The organism is Streptomyces sp. NPDC001492 (assembly GCF_053597275.1).
The window spans coordinates 47,908-66,236 of sequence record NZ_JBSFHW010000023.1 but is presented as its reverse complement, the minus strand read 5'-3'; the positions used below and the strand labels follow the sequence as shown (position 1 = coordinate 66,236).

Here is an 18,329-nt window from a genome sequence, read left to right as displayed (position 1 = left end):
CCGTCCTCCTTCGCGCCTCACACGGCCGGGGCGGCGAGCTGCCTGACGAGTTCGTACGAACGCAGGCGCGCGGCCAACGCGTAGACCGGCGTGACCAGTATGAGTTCGTCCGCGCGGGTCACCTCCACCAGGTCCGTCAACTGCTTCGCGACGATCTCCGGTGAGCCGTGCGCCTGTTGGGCACGAAAGCCCGTCAGGGCCCGCTCCTCCTCCGCGGTGAACGAGTGGGCGGCCGCCTCTTCGGGAGTGGGGAAGGGGATGTCTCCCCGCCCCTTGAGCAGACCGGCCTTGACCACATCCATCGGGCCCGCCAGCCGGGCCGCCTCCGCTTGCGTCTCGGCGCACACCGTTTCCACGCAGACCAGCACGCGGGGGCGCTCGCACCAGCGGGACGGCGAGAAATGCGCCCGGTAGTGATCGAGTGCGGCGAGGGTGTTGTCCGGGCGGATGTGGTGGGCGAAGGCGATCGGCAGTCCGAGTTCCGCGGCGAGCGCCGCACCGGCCGTACTCGACGCAAGCAGCCACGGCTCCGGGAGCGGGCCGAGCGCCACCTCGTCCAGCAGGAGACGCAGGGTCGCCGCCACGTCGTCGCGGTACTCCTCGTCCGTCGCCGGCCCGGCCCCGCGCCGCAGGGCCCGCGCCGTCGGCTCGTCGAACGTGCCCGGACCACGGCCGATGCCCAGGTCGATCCGGCCGGAGTGCAGCGCGGCCAGCGTGCCGAACTGTTCCGCCAGCATGATCGGGGCGTGGTTCGGGGCCAGTACGCCCCCGGAACCGAGGCGTATGGACGAGGTCAGCGCGGCCGCGTGCGCGGTCAGCACAACGGGCGGGAACGCCCCGATGGCCGGGGAGTGGTGGTGCTCGGCGTACCAGAGCCGCAGGTAGCCGAGGTCTTCGATGCGCCGGGCGAACTCGGCGGTGTCCCGTAACGTGTCCGCGGCCCGGGCGCCGGACTGGACCATCGCCACTTCGAGCGCGCCGATCGGAATGGTGATCATTCGGTCAGTATAGGAATCGCGGATCGGCATCCGGACGCGCCGGACGGCGAACGGCGGGCGCAGGCGAGGAAGTTGGCGGGAGGCGTTGACAACGAACTTGTGTCTTCGCCGCACTCCCCCTTGGCCCGGCACGTCCCATGCCCAACACTTGGCCGATGACGCAGCGCGTGGAGCTCGCGACCGTGATGGACCGGCTGGCCGTCGACGAAGTGGTCACCGACTACGCGGCGGCCGTGGACGACGGTGACTGGAAGGCGTACCGGGGGCTGTTCACACCCGACGGGCGCGCGGACTACCGCTCGGCCGGCGGCATCGAGGGAGGTGCCGGGCAGGTAGCCGCCTGGCTTGCCGAGAGCATGCTGCTGTTCCCGATGCGGCAGCATCTGATCGTCAACCGGCGGGTGCGGTTCGGGATGCTGGAGCAGGACATCGGCGACACCGCGCGCGTGCGCGCCGACTATGTCAATCCGATGCGGTTCACGGCGGACGGAGGAGGAACGGCCGCGCCCGACTTCGTGTGCGGCGGCCGGTACGCCTTCGGGTTGCTGCGGACGTCCGACGGCTGGCGGCTGCGCGAGGTCGTCGTGGAGGAGAAGTGGCGGCGCCTTCCCGAGCCGCGTGTGGCGCCCGCTGCCGAGTGATCCGGGGCCCTCTGTCCACGATCACCGAAAGAACGCACACTGGAGCCATCGCCGGGTAGGGAGATGCCGTATGAAGACCTTTGGTCAATGGCTCGACTCCCCGTGGCGGCGCTCGGCGATCGCCGCGCTGGCGGGCGCCCTGCCCGTGTTCGCCTTCCCCGCCCCGTCGCTGTGGTGGTTCGCCTACGTCGCCCTGGTCCCCTGGATCGTGCTGGTCCGCTCCGCGCCCACCGGGAAACGGGCGGCCTACGACGGCTGGTGCGGCGGGTTCGGCTACATGGTGGCCGTGCACCACTGGCTGCTGCCGAGCCTGAACGTGTTCATCTTCCTCATCGCCGCCCTGCTGGGCGCGCTCTGGGCGCCGTGGGGCCTGCTCGTTCGGCGTTTCCTGGGCGGGGTGCCCGGGTCGGGGCGCGCACTGGCTGCGCTCCTCGTGCTGCCGTCCGGCTGGCTGATGGTCGAGCTGGTGCGTTCCTGGCAGGGGCTGGGCGGCCCGTGGGGCATGCTCGGCTCCAGTCAGTGGCAGGTGGAACCGGCGCTGCGGCTCGCGTCGGTCGGCGGGGTGTGGCTGCTCAGCTTCCTGGTGATGGCCGTCAATGTCGCCGTTGCCGCGCTGGTGGGCGCGTGGGTCAGCGGTAGGTCACATCCCACCGTGGTCTGGGTTCCGGCCATGGCGGGCCTGGTCGCGACCGCCGCCGCGACCTCGGCCGCCTGGGTGTGGGCACCGCGTCCGGACGTCGACGGCCGGGTGCGGGTCGCCGTCGTGCAGCCGGGCGTCATCGACGGCGCCGACAAGCGCTTCGACCGCGAGGAACAGCTCACCCGGCAGCTCGCAGGGCAGCACCCGAACCTGATCGTGTGGGGCGAGAGCAGCGTCGGGTTCGACCTCGGCCAACGCCCCGACCTGGCAAAACGCCTCGCGGTCCTCTCCCGCCTGACGGGGTCCGACATCCTGGTCAACGTGGATGCCCGGCGCTCCGACAAACCCGGCATCTACAAGAGTTCGGTGCTCGTCGGCCCGGACGGTCTGACCGGCGACCGCTACGACAAGATGCGGCTCGTGCCCTTCGGCGAGTACATCCCGTTCCGTTCCGTGCTGGGCTGGGCGACCTCCGTCGGCAAGGCGGCAGGCGAGGACCGCAGGCGCGGCTCGGAACAGGTCCTCATGAACGTCGGACACGGCCTGCGCGTCGGCCCGATGATCTGCTTCGAGTCGGCGTTCCCCGACATGAGCCGCCGTCTCACACGGGACGGCGCCGAGGTGCTGATAGCGCAGTCGGCGACCTCGACCTTCCAGCAGAGCTGGGCACCCGAGCAGCACGCCTCGCTGGCCGCACTGCGCGCCGCGGAGACCGGGCGGCCGATGGTGCACGCGACGCTGACGGGGGTGTCGGCCGTGTACGGGGCGAGCGGGCAGCGGCTGGGGTCCTGGATGGGGACGAGCTCCAGCGCGGCAGCGCTGTATGACATTCCACTGGCCCACGGCACCACCCCGTACGTCCGCTACGGCGACTGGCCGGTGCACGGCGCCCTCCTGGTCCTCGCCGTATGGTGCGCCGCCGAGGGCGTACGGGCGGTCAGGCTGAGGCGGCCCGGTCCTCAACCGCACGTACCACCCGCTCGCACAGTTCGTGAGTCGCCAGTGCGTCCCGGGCGCTGAGCACCTTCCCCGCCCGTACGGCGTCGAGGAAGGCCAGCACCGCCTGCTCGATGCCGCGCTGCCGGGCCACCGGCACCCAGTCGCCGCGCCGCCGCACGGTCGGCTGGCCCTTGTGGTCGATCACCTCGGAAAGGTTGAGGACCTGCCGCTTGGTGTCCTGGCCGGACACCTCCAGGATCTCCTCCGCCGAACCGCTGAGCCGGTTCATCACCCCGAGCGCGGTGAACCCGTCCCCGGCCAGTTGCAGCACCACATGGTGCAGCAGACCGCCCTCCACGCGCGCGCGTACCGTCACGTCGTCGACGGGCCCCGGCACCAGGAAGCGCAGCGTGTCCACGACGTGGATGAAGTCGTCGAGGATCATCGAGCGCGGCTCTTCCGGCAGCCCGATGCGGTTCTTCTGCATGAGGATCAGCTCACGCGGGTGCTCGGCGCACTGTGTGTACCCGGGTGCGAAGCGCCGGTTGAAGCCGACCGCGAGCGAGACCTCGCGCTCCTCGGCGAGCGTCACCAGCCGCTCGGAGTCGGCGAGTTCGTAGGCGAGGGGTTTGTCGACATAGGTCGGCACGCCCGCCTCCAGCAGCCGGGTCACGATCTCCGGGTGGGTGATGGTGGGCGCGTGCACGAAGGCGGCGTCGAGGCCCTGGGCGAGCAACGCGTCCAGGGTGGTGTGCCGATGGTCCACCGGGAGGTGCAGGCTGTCGCCGACCCGGTCGAGCGTCGCGGGCGTACGGGTGTGCAGATGCGGTTCGATCCCGGGGAGGCCGGCGAGCACCGGAAGATAGGCCTTCTGCGCGATGTCGCCGAGTCCGATGCAGCCGACCTTCACGGGGTGATCTCCTCTGGCGTGTGCCTGCCGGGGTCCTGCCGGAAGCATACGGCTGCCGCGGCGGCGACCGGCGGGCGACGGAAACGGCTGGGCAGGAGGAGCGGACGGCACGTCCTGACCAGGGGGGCGGTCGCGGTGTTGCGTACGGCCGTTTTGGCCGGGCTGCTCCTCGTCGGTCCACGGCGGGCAGCAGCTCGGCGAGGTGGTGCGTGCCGTGCCGCCGGACCTCCTCGGCGCCGGTGACGACGCGGATCGACCGCGGCGCACCTCGGCGGAGTGAATCCCGTCCCCGCCGCGACCGCCGCGGAAAACTCGTCGCCGGTTCGGATGCCGTTGGGAAAGGATGCCGTCATGACGACCGAGCGCCGTGAACCCGCGACCACCGCCGACGAACGCGCCATGCTGGACGGCTGGCTGGACTACCACCGTCAGACCCTGGCCTGGAAGTGCGAGGGCCTGACCGACGAGCAGCTCAGGACCACCTCCGTGGAGCCGTCCACGCTGTCCCTGATGGGGCTGGTGCGGCACATGGCCGAGGTGGAGCGCTCCTGGTACCGCAGGGTCCTCGCGGACGAGGACACGGGTCCGATCTACTACAGCGACGAGGACCCGGACGGCGAGTTCCATCTCACCGAGGCCGACACCTGGGCGGAGGCGTACGCCACCTGGCAGGCCGAGATCGAGGCCGCACGGCGCACCGCGGCCCGCTTCGCCCTGGACGACACCTCCAAGGGCAGGCACCGGCGCACCGGCGAGCGCTTCAACCTGCGCTGGATCCACACCCACATGATCGAGGAGTACGCCCGCCACAACGGCCACGCCGACCTGCTCCGCGAACGCATCGACGGCAGCACGGGCGACTGACGTCACCCGGAGCGCACGCCCGGCCCCCGTACGGGGCGGGAGATCACCCGCGCGGGGCATCCTTCGCTCATACGCCGCCCCGGGGGCCACACGACCCGACATCGTTGCGCGGGTGCATCGAACGACGACCACCGCAACGCTCCTGGTCACCGTGGCCGTCTCGGCCCTCGCCGGCTGTGTGACGATCCAGCGCCCGCCCGCGTCCGGTCCGCCGCCGGCACCGTCCCCGCCGTCGGCGCCCTACCCGGACGACCAGGGGACTCCGCAGATCGTGCAGGCGCCGGTCCGTGAGGCGCTGGAGCGGACCGCCCCGTCCGGACGGCCGGAGCGCGAGCCACCCGAGCGGCAGGGGCCGCCGGACGCGCACCCGGCGGCGCCCCCTTCGCACCCGCGGCCCCGTCCCCGGCCACCGCACCCGGATCCCGGGCACCATGGGCGGCCGCACGTCGAGATCCCCGACATGCCCAAGCCGGTCCCGAAGAACGTGAAGAACACGGGCGTGTGCGCTCTCGGCCGGACGTACGGGGGCTGGCGGCCCGACAGCCCGGAGGCGGTCATCTGCAAGCAGGCGTACGGGGGTTGAGGCGGCCGTAGTCGCTCGGCACAGGCCCTACGGCCGCTGCCGCGGCGGCCCCCACCGGCCGTCGCCATCCGGGTCCCTCTCCCCCAGCCGCAGTTCCAGCCGCCCGATCGCCGCCCGCACCCCGTCCCCGTAGCTGTCGTCCGCCAGCGCCTCGGCCGCGCTGCGGGCATGGCGCAGATGGGTGCGGGCGGCGCCGCTGCGGTGCAGCTTCACATAGTCGGCCGCCAGGTTCAGATGCAGCGAGGGGTAGAGCGCGCGCACCGCCGGCGTTCCTTCGTGTTCCGCGAGGCGGTCGTCCGTGAGTTCCTCGGCCGCGGTCAAGGCCCGAAGGTCCCATGCCAGTTCGTCCGCGGGATCGTCCTGGGTGTCGGCCATGTAGTGGGCCAGCGTGCAGCGGTGCAGCGCGTCGCCGTGCTCGCCGATCTCCGCCCACAGCTGGAGGAAGCGGTGCCGGGCCTCCTCCCGGTCACCCGCGTGATGCAGCATGACCACCTGCCCGATCCGCGTCATCACGGCGTCCGGCGCCGCCTGCTCCTGCCCATTGGCCACCGCGTCCTCCGCACACACTCGTCGGCTGGTCGGCTGTCCCCACCGACGCTAACCGCCGCCCACGGCAATCCCGGTCAGGCGGCACCGGGCCGATCCGATGCGCAACCGGCCCGGCGGGGTGGTCAGCCCAGGTTCGGGATGGTCCAGTCGATCGGCTGGTGCCCCTGGAGGGCCACGGCCTGGTTGATCTGCGTGAACGGGCGGGAGCCGAAGAACTTCTTCGCGGACAGCGGGGAGGGGTGGGCGCCCTTGACCACCACGTGCCGGGTCTCGTCGATCAGCGGGAGCTTCTTCTGCGCGTAGTTGCCCCACAGCACGAAGACCGCCGGGTCGGGCCGGTCGGCCACCGCGCGGATCACGGCGTCGGTGAACTTCTCCCAGCCCCGGCCCTTGTGCGAGTTGGCCTCGCCGGCGCGCACCGTGAGCACCGCGTTGAGCAGCAGCACGCCCTGCCGGGCCCATGGCATCAGATAGCCGTTGTCCGGGACCGGGAGACCGAGCTCCTCCTTCATCTCCTTGTAGATGTTGCGCAGCGAGGGCGGGGTTTTGACGCCCGGACGGACCGAGAAGCACAGGCCGTGCCCCTGTCCCTCGCCGTGGTACGGGTCCTGGCCGAGGACCAGGACCTTCACCTGGTCGTACGGTGTGGCGTCCAGCGCGGCGAAGACCTCCTCGCGCGGCGGGTACACGGGACCCTTCGCCCGCTCCTCCTCGACGAACTCCGTGAGCTCCTTGAAGTAGGGCTGCTGCAGTTCGTCGCCCAGGACCCCGCGCCAGGACTCGGGCAGCATGGCGATGTCGGTCACGTCAACTTCCTTACGATGTGCGGTAAACCGGGTGCGGTCGCTTCCAGGATCAGAACCTACCGGCGACCACTGACAACGGCCCCGCGCTCCCCGAAAGGCACCGCCTACCAGCTGGTCTTTCGGGACAGCTCACCCATCAGCATGATCGTCGACGGGTCCAGCGCCTGCTCCGCGCCGGAGATGTCCTCGCTCGCGGCCACGTACTGCTTGCCCTGCCACAGCGGCAGCAGCCGGGCGTCGTGCACCAGGATCTGCTGGGCCTGCTCGAAGTCGGAGACCACGTTGGCGCGGTCGCTCTCGCTGCGCGAGCGGGGCAGCAGCTTCCCGGTGATCTCGGGCGCCGGATAGGGCGTGCCGAGCGCGTTCTGGTTGCCGACGAACGGTGCGATGAAGTTGTCCGGGTCCGGGAAGTCGGGGAACCAGCCGCGCCCGAAGACCGGGTACTCACCGTTCTGGTAGCCCTTCACGTACGTGTTCCAGGGGCGGCTCTTCAGGGTGATCGTGAACAGGCCGGAATCCTCCAGCTGACGCTTGATCTCCGCGAACTCCAGCTTGGTCGAGGAGCCGTAGCGGTCGGTGGTGTACCAGAGCGTGAGCGGGACGCGCTGGGTGATGCCGGCGCCGGCGAGGATCTTGCGGGCCTTGGAGGTGCTCGGGCTGCCGAAGTCGTCGAAGAAGTCGGTGGTGTGCCCGGTCAGGCCCTTGGGGACCATGGAGTACAGCGGCTCGACGGTGTCCTTGTAGACCTTGTGCGCGATCGCCCCGCGGTCGACGAGCTGGGCGATCGCCTTGCGGACGGGGAGCTTGCCCGCCCAGGAGTCCTTCGGGTTGAACACCAGGTAGTTGATCTCGATGCCGGAGCCCTCGATGAGCTGGAGGTTCCCGCTCGCGTCATGGCGCTGGAGATCGACGATGTCGTTCGCGTTGAGGCCCCGGAAGGCGACGTCGACCTGCTTGTCCTTCAGCGCGGTGACCATGGTGGACGAGTCCTGGAAGTAGCGGATGGTCACCGCGTCGTTCTTGCGCTCGGCGTAGCCCTTGTAGTTGTCGTTCTTGACGAGCTCGGCCTTCTTGCCGTCCTCGTACGACTGGAGTGTGTACGGCCCGGAGCCGTCGATGCTGTCGCCCTTGCGCAGGGATCTCTCGGGGTACTCCGCGGGGTCGACGATCGACATGGCGGGAGTGGCGAGCACGAACGGGAAGGTGGCGTCGGGCTTGTTGAGGTGGAAGACGACCTCCCGGTCGCCCAGCGCCTGCACCCGGGCGAGGCTGCCGAGCAGGCCGGCGGGTCCGCCGTTGACGTTGATCTTCAGGATCCGGTCGATGGAGTACTTGACGGCCTTGGCGTCGAGCGTGTGCCCGTCGGAGAACTTGAGCCCTTCACGCAGCTCGCACGAGTACGTCGTGTTCGAGCTGTCGGTGAAGCGGCAGCTTTCCGCCGCGTCCGGCTGCGGTGTGGTCGCTCCGGAGGGATAGCTGAGCAGCGTCTGGTAAATATTGCGGAACAGTTCCCAGGACTGGTCCCAGGAAGCCGCGGGATCCAGTGTGCTCGGCGCGCTGGTCGTGCCGACGACGATGGGGCCCTTGCTGTCGGAGGAGTCCGCGGAGAGCACTCCGCACCCCGCCACCAGCGACGATATGGACGCGATGGCTGCCGCCTGCCGCAGGCCTCGGTTCCGGTTGAACACGCGCTCGCTCCTCGATCTGCCGTACCAAGGGTCGGCAGACCATACCGCAGTGTCACGGGGGTTGAACCCGGTCGGTACACGGGCCTTGATCAGCTTCTTTATGACGACGTTGTCATTCCGCTGTGCCTCTCCCGTACGACGACAAGGGCGCCGTTTCCGTCAAGGAAACGGCGCCCTTGTGCACCCGATCGTTACGGTCGCAACCGCTTGCGTCAGGCGACACCGGCGTTGAGGAAGATGCCGCCGTCGACGACGAGCGTCTGCCCGGTGACCCAGGCGGACTGCTCGGAGGTGAGGAACGCGGCGGCGCCACCGATGTCGGAGGGCACGCCGAGCCGGGCCAGCGGGTAGGCGGCGGCCGCCTCCGCCTCCCGGCCCTCGTACAGGGCCTTGGCGAACTGGGTCTTCACGACGGCCGGGGCGATCGCGTTGACCCGCACCTTGGGCGCGAACTCGTGCGCCAGCTGCTGGGTCAGGTTGATCAGCGCGGCCTTGCTGACGCCGTACGCGGCGATGAAGGGCGAGGGCGCGAGGCCCGCGACGGAGGCGATGTTGACGATTGCTCCGCCGTTGTCCTTCTGCCAGGCGTGCCAGGTCTTCTGGGCGAAGCCGAGCGCGGAGATCACGTTGGTCTCGAAGACCTTGCGCGCGACGTCCAGGTCGAGGTCGGCGATCGGCCCGAACACCGGGTTCGTACCGGCGTTGTTGACCAGGAAGTCGACGCGGCCGAAGGCCTCCATGGTGCGGGCGACGGCCTCGGTCTGGTGGTCCAGGTCGTGTGCCTTGCCGGCGATGCCGATGACGCGGTCGGCGCCGAGCTTGTCGACGGCCTCCTTGAGAGCGTCCTCGTTGCGGCCGGTGATGGCGACGCGGTCACCGCGGGCGACGAGCGCCTCGGCGACGCCGTAGCCGATGCCGCGGCTGGCGCCCGTGACGAGGGCGACCTTGCCGGAGAGGGCGGGAAGTTCAGTCATGGTGCGTGATCTCCTAGTCGAGCGGTCCGCCGGCGACGTACAGCACCTGGCCGGAGACGAACCCGGCCGCCTCGCCCGTGAAGAAGGCGATGGCGTTGGCGATGTCGTCCGGCTCGCCGACCCGGGCCACCGGGATCTGGGTGGCGGCGGCGGCCTTGAACTCCTCGAAGCCCATGCCCACGCGCGCCGCGGTGGCTGCGGTCATGTCGGTGGCGATGAAGCCGGGGGCGACCGCGTTGGCGGTGATGCCGAACTTGCCGAGCTCGATGGCGAGGGTCTTGGTGAAGCCCTGCAGGCCGGCCTTGGCCGCGGAGTAGTTCACCTGGCCGCGGTTGCCGAGCGCCGAGGACGAGGACAGGTTGACGATCCGGCCGAAGCCCGCGTCGACCATGTGCTTCTGGACGGCCTTCGACATCAGGAAGGCGCCGCGCAGATGGACGTTCATGACGGTGTCCCAGTCGGAGACGCTCATCTTGAACAGCAGGTTGTCGCGCAGCACGCCCGCGTTGTTGACGAGGATCGTCGGCGCGCCCAGCTCCTCCGCGACCCGCGCGATCGCGGCCTCGACCTGCGCCTCGTCGGAGACGTCCGCGCCGACCGCGAGGGCCTTGCCGCCCGCCGCGGTGATCTTCTCCACGGTGTCCTTGCAGGCGGCCTCGTCGAGGTCGATCACGGCGACCGCACGGCCCTCGGCCGCCAGCCGTACGGCGGTGGCGGCGCCGATGCCGCGCGCTCCGCCGGTGACCACAGCGACCCGCTGCTCAGTGGTGGACATTGCTGCTTCTCCTCGCCCTCGAGAAAGTACGCCCGCTTGGAAGTACGTCCGTCGTCAGTACGCCCGCTTGGTGAGCGACCGCTTAGTACCCTTCGCTGTCGTGACGCTAGAAGGCCTGGCACGCGGTGTCAACGGCACGCGGCGCGGTGTGATCCATTACCTCACCAGCAGGTCGAGCAGGCGCGCCGTCTCGGCCGCCGGATCGGCGGTGAGCCCAGTGTGCACCGGCCCGGGCTGGAGGACCGTGGAACGCGGCGCGATCAGCCACCGGAAGCGCCGTCCGGCGTCGTCACCCGCGGCCTGCCCGGCCGCGTCCCCGCCGCCGCACACCCGCTCGACGGCCCCGAGGGCGGCCCGGATCCCGGCCACGTCCGCCGCCGGGTCGAGGGCCAGCAGCCGCGCCTCGTCGAGGTGGGTGCGGGCTCCGACGTAGGCCTTGGCGCGGCAGTAGACGAGCACTCCGGCGTTGATGCACTCGCCGCGCTCCACCCGCGGTACGACGCGCAGCAGGGCGTACTCGAAGACGTCCCGGTCGCCGCCCTGTCCGCCGCGGATGATGTGCCGCTCGACCACCGAGCCGGCCATGTGGATGTGGCGCTCGCTCACTTGCCCTCCTCGATTCCGGTGACACGCTCGTGGACGACGGCGGCCCGGGCCAGCAACGGCCGCGCGTAGGCCCGCCGGAGCTCGTCCGGGGTGTCGAAGCCGGGTTCACCGGCCAGCCAGGCGTCCGGGATCTCGGCGGTGACCTCGGTGAGGAGCTCCTCGGTGACGCGGGGCGCCAACTCGGCGGCGGCGCCCGCGAGATCGGGGGCGAAGCGGGCGAGGGCGTGGTCCGAGGCGTCGTAGGGGCGGCCCGCGGAGGCTTCGGCACCGGGCCAGTTGTGGTGCCAGATCATGGTGGCGCCGTGGTCGATGAGCCACAGATCGCCGTGCCGCATCAGCAGGTTGGGGTTGCGCCAGGAGCGGTCGACGTTGTTCACCAGGGCGTCGAACCAGACGATCCGGCCGGCCTCTTCGGGGCTCACCGTGAAGGCGAGCGGGTCGAAGCCGAGGGCGCCGGAGAGGAAGTCCATCCCCAGGTTGGTGCCGCCGCTGGACCGCAGCAGGTCCTGCACCTGCTGCTCGGGCTCACCGAGCCCCAGCACCGGGTCCAGGTCGATCGTCACGAGCCGTGGTACCCGCAGGCCGAGCCGGCGGGCGAGCTCGCCGCAGACGACCTCGGCGACCAGTGTCTTGCGGCCCTGTCCCGCGCCGGTGAACTTCAGGACATAGGTCCCGAAGTCGTCGGCCTCGACGAGTGCGGGCAGCGATCCGCCCTCCCGCAGGGGCGTGATGTAGCGGGTCGCGATCACTTCCTTGAGCATCGCCCCAGGTTACTGGCCGACAGCGAAACGACAGCTCTGGCTTACCTCCCGCTGATCCCGAACCCGTCAAGCTCTCGACGTCGTCTGAACAACCCTGGCTCGGCGACCGTACCCCTGGACAGATCTTCGAAGCCCGCATGGAAGGGAACGTCAGCATGACCAGCGAACCGCTCCATCCCGTTCCGGCACCCGGCCGCCGTACTGTCGTGGCGGCGGTGGGCGCCACGGGGCTCGCCGTCGCGCTGACCGCGTGCGGATCGGACAACGGGTCCTCGGACTCCTCGTCCTCGAACACGCAGGCCGGCGCCAACGCGAGCGGCGGCTCCGGCGGCGGCACCCCGCTGGCCAGGACGGCCGACATCCCGGCGGGCGGCGGCAAGATCTTCAAGGACCAGGGTGTGGTGGTCACCCAGCCGACGGCGGGCACCTACAAGGCGTTCTCGTCGAAGTGCACGCACCAGGGCTGCGCGGTGTCCGAGATCTCCAATGGCGTGATCATCTGTCCGTGCCACAAGAGCGAGTTCTCCGTGACCGACGGCAGTGTGAAGAAGGGTCCCGCGACGCAGCCGCTGCCCACCGAGAAGATCACCGTCACCGGGGACTCGATCACGCTGGCCTGATCCGCCCGCGCCGGGGCCGTGCGAAGCAGCGCAGCACCTCGTCCGTGGTCGCGACCGTGGCGACCAGGGCGAGGGTGTGGCGGATCATCGCGGAGGTGTACTCGGAGGGCACTCCCGCGATGGCGTCGGACGGCACGACGGCGGTGTAGCCGCGGTTCACGGCGTCGAAGACGGCGTTGGGGATCGCCACGTTGGCCGAGACCCCGGTCACGACCAGGGCGCGGCAGCCCAGGTTGCGCAGCAGTGCGTCGACGTCGGTGCCCTGCACCGGGGACAGTCCGTGCAGCCGTCGTACGACGAGGTCCGCCTCGGTGACCTCGATCGGGGCGGCGACGCGCACCGCCGCCGTGCCGGACAGCTGCTGCACGGGCAGGCGTTCGGCGGCGCGGAAGAGGCGGGCGTTGCGGCTCGCGCCACGGCCGTCGGGGCGGCGCTCGGCGACGGCGTGGACGACCTGGATCCCGCTCTCGTGCGCGGCCGCCACCAGCCGGGCGACATTGCCGAGGACCCCCGAGGAGCGGGCCTCGCGGGCGAGTTCGGGCAACGCGGCGCCCGGGCCGACGACCCCCTGCTGGCACTCGACGGTCAGCAGCACGGTGGTCGCCGGGTCGAGGAGTTCGCTGAGCTGTTCGTACGACGGCACGGTTCCCCCTCGTCGGCGGCGGTCCGGAGCGGGCGAGCGTAACGGCCATTGCGCATGGACGGAAGACGTCCCATCCTTTTCAGACCGTCCTTTTCTGACGTGATGTCAGAGGATCACTGGAGTTCCTCTGACACGACGTGAGAGAAGAGGGGGCCGCATGACCGTCACTCAACGTCGGGGCCGGAAGATCATGATGACGCCCGGTGAGCTGGACGAGTTCCTCGTCACCCAGCGCACCTGCCGGGTCGCCACCGTGTCCGCGGGTGGAGCGCCGCACGTCAGCACACTGTGGTTCGCCTGGGACGGCACCTCGATGTGGCTGTACTCCGTCGTGCGCAGCAAGCGCTGGACCGACCTGCGGCGCGATCCGCGGGTCGCGATCGTCGTCGACACGGGCGAGGAGTACGACGAGCTGCGCGGCGTCGAGCTGTCCGGATCCGTGGAGTTCGTGGGCGAGTTCCCCCGTACCGGGGAACTGTGCGCCGAACTCGACGTCCCGGAGATCCTGTTCGCCCGCAAGAACTTCAACCTGGAGGAGATGCCGCACGACGGCCGGCACGCCTGGGTGCGGCTGACCCCGGAGAAGATCGTCTCCTGGGACTTCCGCAAGCTGGGCCCGGCCTAGCCCACTTCGCGCCCGGCCTCCTGAAGCGCCTCGACCGCCGCCCGGATCGACGGGCGGCGGTCGGCGTCCGCGCGCCAGACGGCGTAGATCTGGCGCCGCACCGACTGGCGCACGGGCACGGCCCGCACACCTTCCGGGAGCGGGCCGCGCCCCAGTCTCGGCGCCACACAGACCCCCAACCCCGCACCGACCAGGGCGAGTTGAGTGGGGTGTTCTTCGGCGCGGTGGGCGACGCGCGGCTCGATGCCCTTGGAGCGCAGGGTGTGGATCAGCCACTCGTGGCAGAACTCGTTCTCACCCCAGGTGATCCACTCGTCGTCGGCGAAGTCCTCCAGGTCCACCTCGGTGCGCTCCGCGTAACGGTGGTCGACGGGCATCGCGATGTCCGCGGTGTCGTCGAGGATGACGGCCTTGACCAGCCCGTCGGGCATGGGCAGCGGTCTGTTGTACCAGTCCAGGACGACGGCGAGGTCGAAGTCGCCGCGTATCACGGCGAGGACGGCGGGTTCGGGCTCCGTCTCCCGCGAGGTGACGCGCAGCCCGGGGTGCGCCTTGCGCAGCTGGGACAGTGCGGCCGGGAACAGGCCGCGCGCCGCGGTCGGGAACGCCGCCAGCCGCAGCTCCCCCACCACTTCCCCGCGGTGCGCCTCCAGGTCGGACTGCGCGAGCTCGACCTGCGACAGGATGCGGGCCGCGTGCTCGGCGAGCAGCCGACCCGCGTCCGTCAGCCGCACGCCCCGCCCGTTCTTGGCCAGCAGCTGCTGGCCGACCTCCCGCTCCAGCTTGGCCAGCTGCTGGGAGACGGCCGACGTCGTGACATGCAGCCCCTCGGCGGCACCGCTGACGGAGCCGTGCCGGGCGAGGGCGTCGAGGGTGCGCAGACGCTCCAGATTCAACATATAAGCAATGCTACGAGGTACCGCATGCAAGTTCTCGATTGTGCTACGAGGTGCGATGCATCATCGTGGCGCCCATGAGCATCACCGCACCCCGCACCCGCCCCGCCCTCGACTGGCGTCTCCGCTTCGGCGCCGTCTCGCTGATCTGGGGATTCAGCTTTCTGCTCATCAAGGTGGGCACCGGGGGGTACGCCCCCTTCCAGGTCACGCTCGGACGGCTGGTGTTCGGTACGGCGGTGCTCGCGGCGGCCATGGCGGTGAAGCGGGAGCGCCTCCCCCGCGGGGTGCGCACCTGGGGGCATCTGGCGGTGGCCGCGTTCCTGCTCAACGCGCTGCCGTTCTCCCTGTTCGCCTACGCGGAGCTGACCGTCCCGTCCACCCTGGCCGGCATCTGCAACGCCACCTCACCGCTGTGGGGCATGGCGCTGTCCCTGGTCGCGCTGTCCGAGGACCGGCCGACCCGGGTGCGCGTGGCGGGGCTCGGCCTCGGCTTCCTGGGCGTGCTGACGGTCCTCGGCGCCTGGCAGGGCTTCCAGGGGCTGGACGCCACCGGCACGGCGATGGCGCTGCTGGCCTCGCTCAGCTACCCCGTCGGCTGGATCTACGTCCGCCGTACGCTGGCCGGGGCCGGGCACTCCCATCTGTCCATGACGGGGGCCCAGTTGCTGCTGGCGACCGTGCAACTGGGTGTCGTCACACCGCTGTTCACCACGTTTCCGGAGCGGTTTCCCGTGGTGCCGCTGCTTGCCGTCGCCGCGTTGGGGGTACTGGGGACGGGGCTGGCGATTCTCATCCAGTACGGACTGGTCGCCGAAGTCGGGCCTACCACGGCCCAGATGGTCACCTACTTCATTCCCGTGATCGCCACGGCTGCGGGCGTTGCCGTTCTCGGGGAGTCGCTGCGGTGGTCCACCCCGGTGGGGGCGGTGATTGTTCTGGCGGGGGCCGCGCTTACGCAAGTGCGGGCTCGTGGGGGTTCAAGTGCGCCTGAACGGGCGGGGGTTGAGGAGCATGTGCGAGTGCGCGCCGTCAGTGGTTGGTCGCGCAGTTCCCCGCGCCCCTGAAGGCGGCTGCTGTCCCCTTACACATAGCTTCGGGTCGGTGAGGGGCCCAAGGCCCTCGCGATCGCGTGCGCCAAGGGGGCGACCTCTTCCGGCGTGAGCGTCGCCACCGTGACGCGGATGCCCGGTGGGGCGCTCATACGGAAGCGGGCGCCCGGGGCGACTGCCCAGCCGGCGTGGAGGAGGGCGGCCACCGCGGTGGTTTCGTCGGGGACGGGGATCCAGACGTTCAGGCCGGTGCGTCCGTGGGCCTCGACGCGGCGCCTGGCGAGGGCGTCGATCAGGAGGTCGCGGCGGGTGCGGTAGGCCGCCGCGACCGCGCGGGTGTCCAGCGCCTCGTCGGACCACAGCCGTACCACCGCCCGCTGGATGAGGTGGCTGACCCAGCCGGGGCCGAGGCGGTGCCGGCCGCTCACCCGGTCCACCGTGGTCGTGTCGCCGGTGAGGACGGCGAGGCGCAGGTCGGGGCCGTACGCCTTGGCCACCGAGCGCACAAAGGCCCAGTGCCGGGTGATGCCGGCCAGGGGGTGCAGCGGGAGGTCGACGATGCCGTGGCCGTGGTCGTCCTCGACGAGGAGGATCTCCGGGTGGTCGCGGAGCACGGCGCGCAGGGCACGCGCGCGCGTGGCGGTCACGGCGGCGCCGGTCGGGTTCTGGGCGCGGTCCGTGACGATCAGGGCGCGGGCACCGGCCGTCAGGGCCCGTTGCACGTCGTCGGGGAGGGGCCCCTCGTCGTCGACGCCCACCGGGGCCGTGCGCAGGCCGAGCGCCGGGACGAGGTCGAGCAGGCTGCCCCAGCCGGGGTCCTCCACGGCGACGGTGTCCCCCGGTTTGAGGTGCGCCGCGAGTACGCGCTCGATGGCGTCCAGTGAGCCGGACGCGACCGTCAGCGGTCCGTCCGGCACCCCGTCGGCGTCCAGGTCCGCGCGCGCGATCCGCTCCAGCTCCGGCTCCACGAGGGCGTCTCCGTACAGCACGGGCTCCCGGTCGCCCTCCTCGCCCGCCGCCGCGAACACCGTGGCCAGCGAGGGCAGCAGCGCCGGGTCGGGGTTGCCGCTCGCCACGTCCCGGACGCCCGCGGGCACATCCATCCGGACGTGGTCGCGCCCCGTGGTGGCCGGCTTGGGCCGCACCCTGCTGCCGCGCCGCCCGGACGTCTCGATGACCCCGCGCTCCCGCAGGATCCGGTACGCGGACGCGACCGTGTTCGGGTTCACGCCCAGCTCGACCGCCAACTCCCGCATGGGAGGCAGCAGTTGACCCGGTTCCAGCTCGCCGGACCCCACCGCACGCTCGACGCTCGCCGCAATGTCTGCTGCGCGTCGCCCCTCGATCCGATATCCTTCTAGCACAAAACACATTATGCACTAGTGCAATGGAGATCGCAATGCAGGGGACCCCGCAGCAGCCGACGTCGCAGCCCGCCGCCTATACGCCGACCGACCGCACCGTCCCCACCCGCTCCGCGGACCGGGCTTCGTACGACAAGGAGCTGGTGCACGCGATACTCGACGAGGGTTACGTCTGCCATCTGGGCTTCGTGCGGGACGGGGCGCCGGTGGTACTGCCCACGCTTTACGGGCGCGTCGGCGAGCGGCTCTATGTGCACGGCTCGACGGGCTCGCGCCCGCTGCGGATGACCGGCAGGGCCGATCCCGGGCTGGCCGTGTGCCTGACCGTCACGCATGTGGACGCGCTCGTCCTGGCCCGCTCGGCCTTCCACCACTCGATCAACTACCGGTCCGTGGTGGTGCACGGCATCGCCCACGACGTGACCGACCCCGAGGAGAAGCGGGCCGCGCTGGACGCGCTGGTCGACCACGTCGTACCGGGCCGGGCGGCCGACTCCCGGCCCGCGAACCGGAAGGAGCTGGCCGCCACGGCGGTGATCCGCCTCGACCTGAACGAGGTCTCCGCCAAGCTCCGCACGGGCGGTGTGAACGACGAGCCCGAGGACCTGGCCCTGCCGCACTGGGCCGGCCTCGTCCCGCTGCGGAAGGGGTACGACACCCCGGTACCGGACGCCGACCTGATCCCGGGCATCACGCTCCCCGAGTACCTGGCGGTGCCGTGATGCTGATCCACCCGTGGGACGCGGCTCGTGACGACGCCGAGTGGCAGCAGTGGCTGGGCGCGCACGACTTCGGGCAGCTCGCCGTCAACGGTCTGCCGGGGGAGCCTCCGCACGTGCAGCCGCTGCACTTCGCCTACGACGCCGAGCGCGGCGAAGCCGTCACGCACCTCGCCCGCCCCAACCCCCTGTGGCCGGCACTGGAGGCGGACCCGGACGTCCTGCTGAGCGTGGTCGACGACTACGTGTACGTCCCCGGACCCTGGCAGGCCCCGCCGGACGCCCCGCCCGAGCACGGCGTTCCGACGAGTTTCTACGCCGCGGTCCAACTCCGCTGCACGGCCCATGTCGTGGACGATCCGGCCGAGAAGGCCGCCCTGCTCAACCGCCAGGTCGGCCACTTCCAGCCCGAGGGCGGTTCCGCGTCGGCGGCGGTGGGCGAGGAGCCGTACGGCAGGTTCCTCTCCGGCATCCGCGGTCTGCGGCTCGAAGTGGTCGACGTACGGGCGAAGTTCAAGTACGCGAGTCACAAGCCGGAGCAGGTCCAGGACCGGCTGGTGGCGGAGCTCGCCGCGCGGGGCGGCTCCCGGGACGCGGCGGCCCGGGAAAACCAGCTGCGCCGGCGAGGGGTGTGGTCGGGGGCTCGGTGACGTGCCTGCTCGACGACCGTGGAAGG

Annotated in this window: 21 protein-coding genes; 9 read left to right on the top strand and 12 right to left on the bottom strand. The window is 71.1% G+C overall.

Features of this window, described 5'->3' with window-relative positions; genetic code table 11:
* Window positions 1-17 precede the first annotated feature (17 nt).
* Window positions 18-998: an LLM class flavin-dependent oxidoreductase gene (locus tag ACWC1K_RS27555; protein ID WP_450835138.1), complete on the bottom strand. Its 981-nt coding sequence runs from the start codon at window positions 996-998 to the stop codon at window positions 18-20.
* A gap of 155 nt (window positions 999-1,153) precedes the next feature.
* On the opposite strand from ACWC1K_RS27555, the gene ACWC1K_RS27550 reads away from it, so the two are divergent.
* Both ACWC1K_RS27550 and lnt read left to right on the top strand, forming a co-directional pair.
* Window positions 1,154-1,639 (top strand): nuclear transport factor 2 family protein, encoded by a 486-nt coding sequence (locus ACWC1K_RS27550; RefSeq protein ID WP_450835136.1) that lies wholly within the window; start codon window positions 1,154-1,156, stop codon window positions 1,637-1,639.
* Window positions 1,640-1,709: 70 nt separating this feature from the next.
* Window positions 1,710-3,299, top strand: coding sequence for an apolipoprotein N-acyltransferase (gene lnt / locus ACWC1K_RS27545; protein ID WP_450835134.1), 1,590 nt, complete (start codon window positions 1,710-1,712; stop codon window positions 3,297-3,299).
* Here the strand turns inward: lnt and ACWC1K_RS27540 are convergent.
* The gene (locus tag ACWC1K_RS27540; protein ID WP_450835132.1) at window positions 3,217-4,128 is read right to left on the bottom strand and encodes a Gfo/Idh/MocA family protein; all 912 of its coding nucleotides are present in this window, start codon (window positions 4,126-4,128) and stop codon (window positions 3,217-3,219) included. The two genes, lnt and ACWC1K_RS27540, sit on opposite strands and share 83 nt — an antisense overlap.
* Window positions 4,129-4,479: 351 nt before the next feature.
* Between ACWC1K_RS27540 and ACWC1K_RS27535 the strand changes: the two genes are divergently transcribed.
* Together ACWC1K_RS27535 and ACWC1K_RS27530 are read left to right on the top strand one after the other, a co-directional pair.
* Window positions 4,480-4,992, top strand: coding sequence for a DinB family protein (locus ACWC1K_RS27535; RefSeq protein ID WP_450835131.1), 513 nt, complete (start codon window positions 4,480-4,482; stop codon window positions 4,990-4,992).
* Between the two features lie 112 nt (window positions 4,993-5,104).
* Window positions 5,105-5,575: a hypothetical protein gene (locus ACWC1K_RS27530; protein WP_450835129.1), complete on the top strand. Its 471-nt coding sequence runs from the start codon at window positions 5,105-5,107 to the stop codon at window positions 5,573-5,575.
* A 27-nt stretch (window positions 5,576-5,602) separates the two neighbouring features.
* On the opposite strand, the gene ACWC1K_RS27525 is transcribed toward ACWC1K_RS27530, so the two are convergent.
* The 7 genes from ACWC1K_RS27525 to ACWC1K_RS27495 form a co-directional block, all read right to left on the bottom strand.
* On the bottom strand, window positions 5,603-6,124 hold the full coding sequence (locus ACWC1K_RS27525; RefSeq protein ID WP_450835127.1) for a hypothetical protein: 522 nt from the start codon (window positions 6,122-6,124) through the stop codon (window positions 5,603-5,605).
* Window positions 6,125-6,246: 122 nt separating this feature from the next.
* On the bottom strand, window positions 6,247-6,930 hold the full coding sequence (ung, locus tag ACWC1K_RS27520) for a uracil-DNA glycosylase (protein WP_450835125.1): 684 nt from the start codon (window positions 6,928-6,930) through the stop codon (window positions 6,247-6,249).
* Window positions 6,931-7,034: 104 nt separating this feature from the next.
* Complete coding sequence (locus tag ACWC1K_RS27515) at window positions 7,035-8,618, bottom strand: ABC transporter substrate-binding protein (RefSeq protein WP_450835123.1); 1,584 nt, start codon at window positions 8,616-8,618, stop codon at window positions 7,035-7,037.
* A gap of 212 nt (window positions 8,619-8,830) precedes the next feature.
* Window positions 8,831-9,592 (bottom strand): SDR family oxidoreductase, encoded by a 762-nt coding sequence (locus ACWC1K_RS27510; protein WP_450835121.1) that lies wholly within the window; start codon window positions 9,590-9,592, stop codon window positions 8,831-8,833.
* A 13-nt stretch (window positions 9,593-9,605) separates the two neighbouring features.
* Window positions 9,606-10,367: a 3-oxoacyl-ACP reductase FabG gene (gene fabG, locus ACWC1K_RS27505; protein ID WP_450835119.1), complete on the bottom strand. Its 762-nt coding sequence runs from the start codon at window positions 10,365-10,367 to the stop codon at window positions 9,606-9,608.
* Window positions 10,368-10,523: 156 nt separating this feature from the next.
* A complete protein-coding gene (locus ACWC1K_RS27500) occupies window positions 10,524-10,973 on the bottom strand; it encodes a DUF3037 domain-containing protein (RefSeq protein ID WP_450835117.1) in 450 nt (149 codons plus the stop codon).
* A complete protein-coding gene (locus ACWC1K_RS27495) occupies window positions 10,970-11,734 on the bottom strand; it encodes a HipA family kinase (RefSeq protein WP_450835116.1) in 765 nt (254 codons plus the stop codon). Before ACWC1K_RS27495 ends, ACWC1K_RS27500 begins: the two co-directional genes overlap by 4 nt.
* A gap of 155 nt (window positions 11,735-11,889) precedes the next feature.
* Between ACWC1K_RS27495 and ACWC1K_RS27490 the strand changes: the two genes are divergently transcribed.
* Window positions 11,890-12,354 carry a Rieske (2Fe-2S) protein gene (locus tag ACWC1K_RS27490; protein ID WP_450835114.1) on the top strand — a complete coding sequence of 155 codons (465 nt, stop codon included), beginning with the start codon at window positions 11,890-11,892 and terminating at the stop codon, window positions 12,352-12,354.
* Here ACWC1K_RS27490 and ACWC1K_RS27485 read toward each other — a convergent pair.
* A complete protein-coding gene (locus tag ACWC1K_RS27485) occupies window positions 12,341-12,997 on the bottom strand; it encodes a cysteine hydrolase (RefSeq protein ID WP_450835113.1) in 657 nt (218 codons plus the stop codon). The two genes, ACWC1K_RS27490 and ACWC1K_RS27485, sit on opposite strands and share 14 nt — an antisense overlap.
* A 157-nt stretch (window positions 12,998-13,154) precedes the next feature.
* On the opposite strand from ACWC1K_RS27485, the gene ACWC1K_RS27480 reads away from it, so the two are divergent.
* Entirely contained in the window at window positions 13,155-13,622 is a 468-nt protein-coding gene (locus ACWC1K_RS27480; RefSeq protein WP_450835112.1) for a pyridoxamine 5'-phosphate oxidase family protein, read from the top strand.
* Here the strand turns inward: ACWC1K_RS27480 and ACWC1K_RS27475 are convergent.
* Window positions 13,619-14,521 carry a LysR family transcriptional regulator gene (locus ACWC1K_RS27475; RefSeq protein ID WP_450835110.1) on the bottom strand — a complete coding sequence of 301 codons (903 nt, stop codon included), beginning with the start codon at window positions 14,519-14,521 and terminating at the stop codon, window positions 13,619-13,621. The genes ACWC1K_RS27480 and ACWC1K_RS27475 overlap by 4 nt on opposite strands.
* Before the next feature lie 74 nt (window positions 14,522-14,595).
* On the opposite strand from ACWC1K_RS27475, the gene ACWC1K_RS27470 reads away from it, so the two are divergent.
* Window positions 14,596-15,585, top strand: a complete 990-nt coding sequence (locus ACWC1K_RS27470) for a DMT family transporter (protein WP_450835108.1) — start codon at window positions 14,596-14,598, stop codon at window positions 15,583-15,585.
* Between the two features lie 17 nt (window positions 15,586-15,602).
* On the opposite strand, the gene ACWC1K_RS27465 is transcribed toward ACWC1K_RS27470, so the two are convergent.
* A complete protein-coding gene (locus ACWC1K_RS27465) occupies window positions 15,603-16,934 on the bottom strand; it encodes an aminotransferase class I/II-fold pyridoxal phosphate-dependent enzyme (protein WP_450835106.1) in 1,332 nt (443 codons plus the stop codon).
* A gap of 35 nt (window positions 16,935-16,969) precedes the next feature.
* Here ACWC1K_RS27465 and ACWC1K_RS27460 point away from each other — a divergent pair, with 35 nt between their 5' ends.
* The gene (locus tag ACWC1K_RS27460; RefSeq protein WP_450835382.1) at window positions 16,970-17,656 is read left to right on the top strand and encodes a pyridoxamine 5'-phosphate oxidase family protein; all 687 of its coding nucleotides are present in this window, start codon (window positions 16,970-16,972) and stop codon (window positions 17,654-17,656) included.
* Window positions 17,656-18,303 (top strand): FMN-binding negative transcriptional regulator, encoded by a 648-nt coding sequence (locus ACWC1K_RS27455; protein ID WP_450835104.1) that lies wholly within the window; start codon window positions 17,656-17,658, stop codon window positions 18,301-18,303. Before ACWC1K_RS27460 ends, ACWC1K_RS27455 begins: the two co-directional genes overlap by 1 nt.
* Window positions 18,304-18,329: the final 26 nt, after the last annotated feature.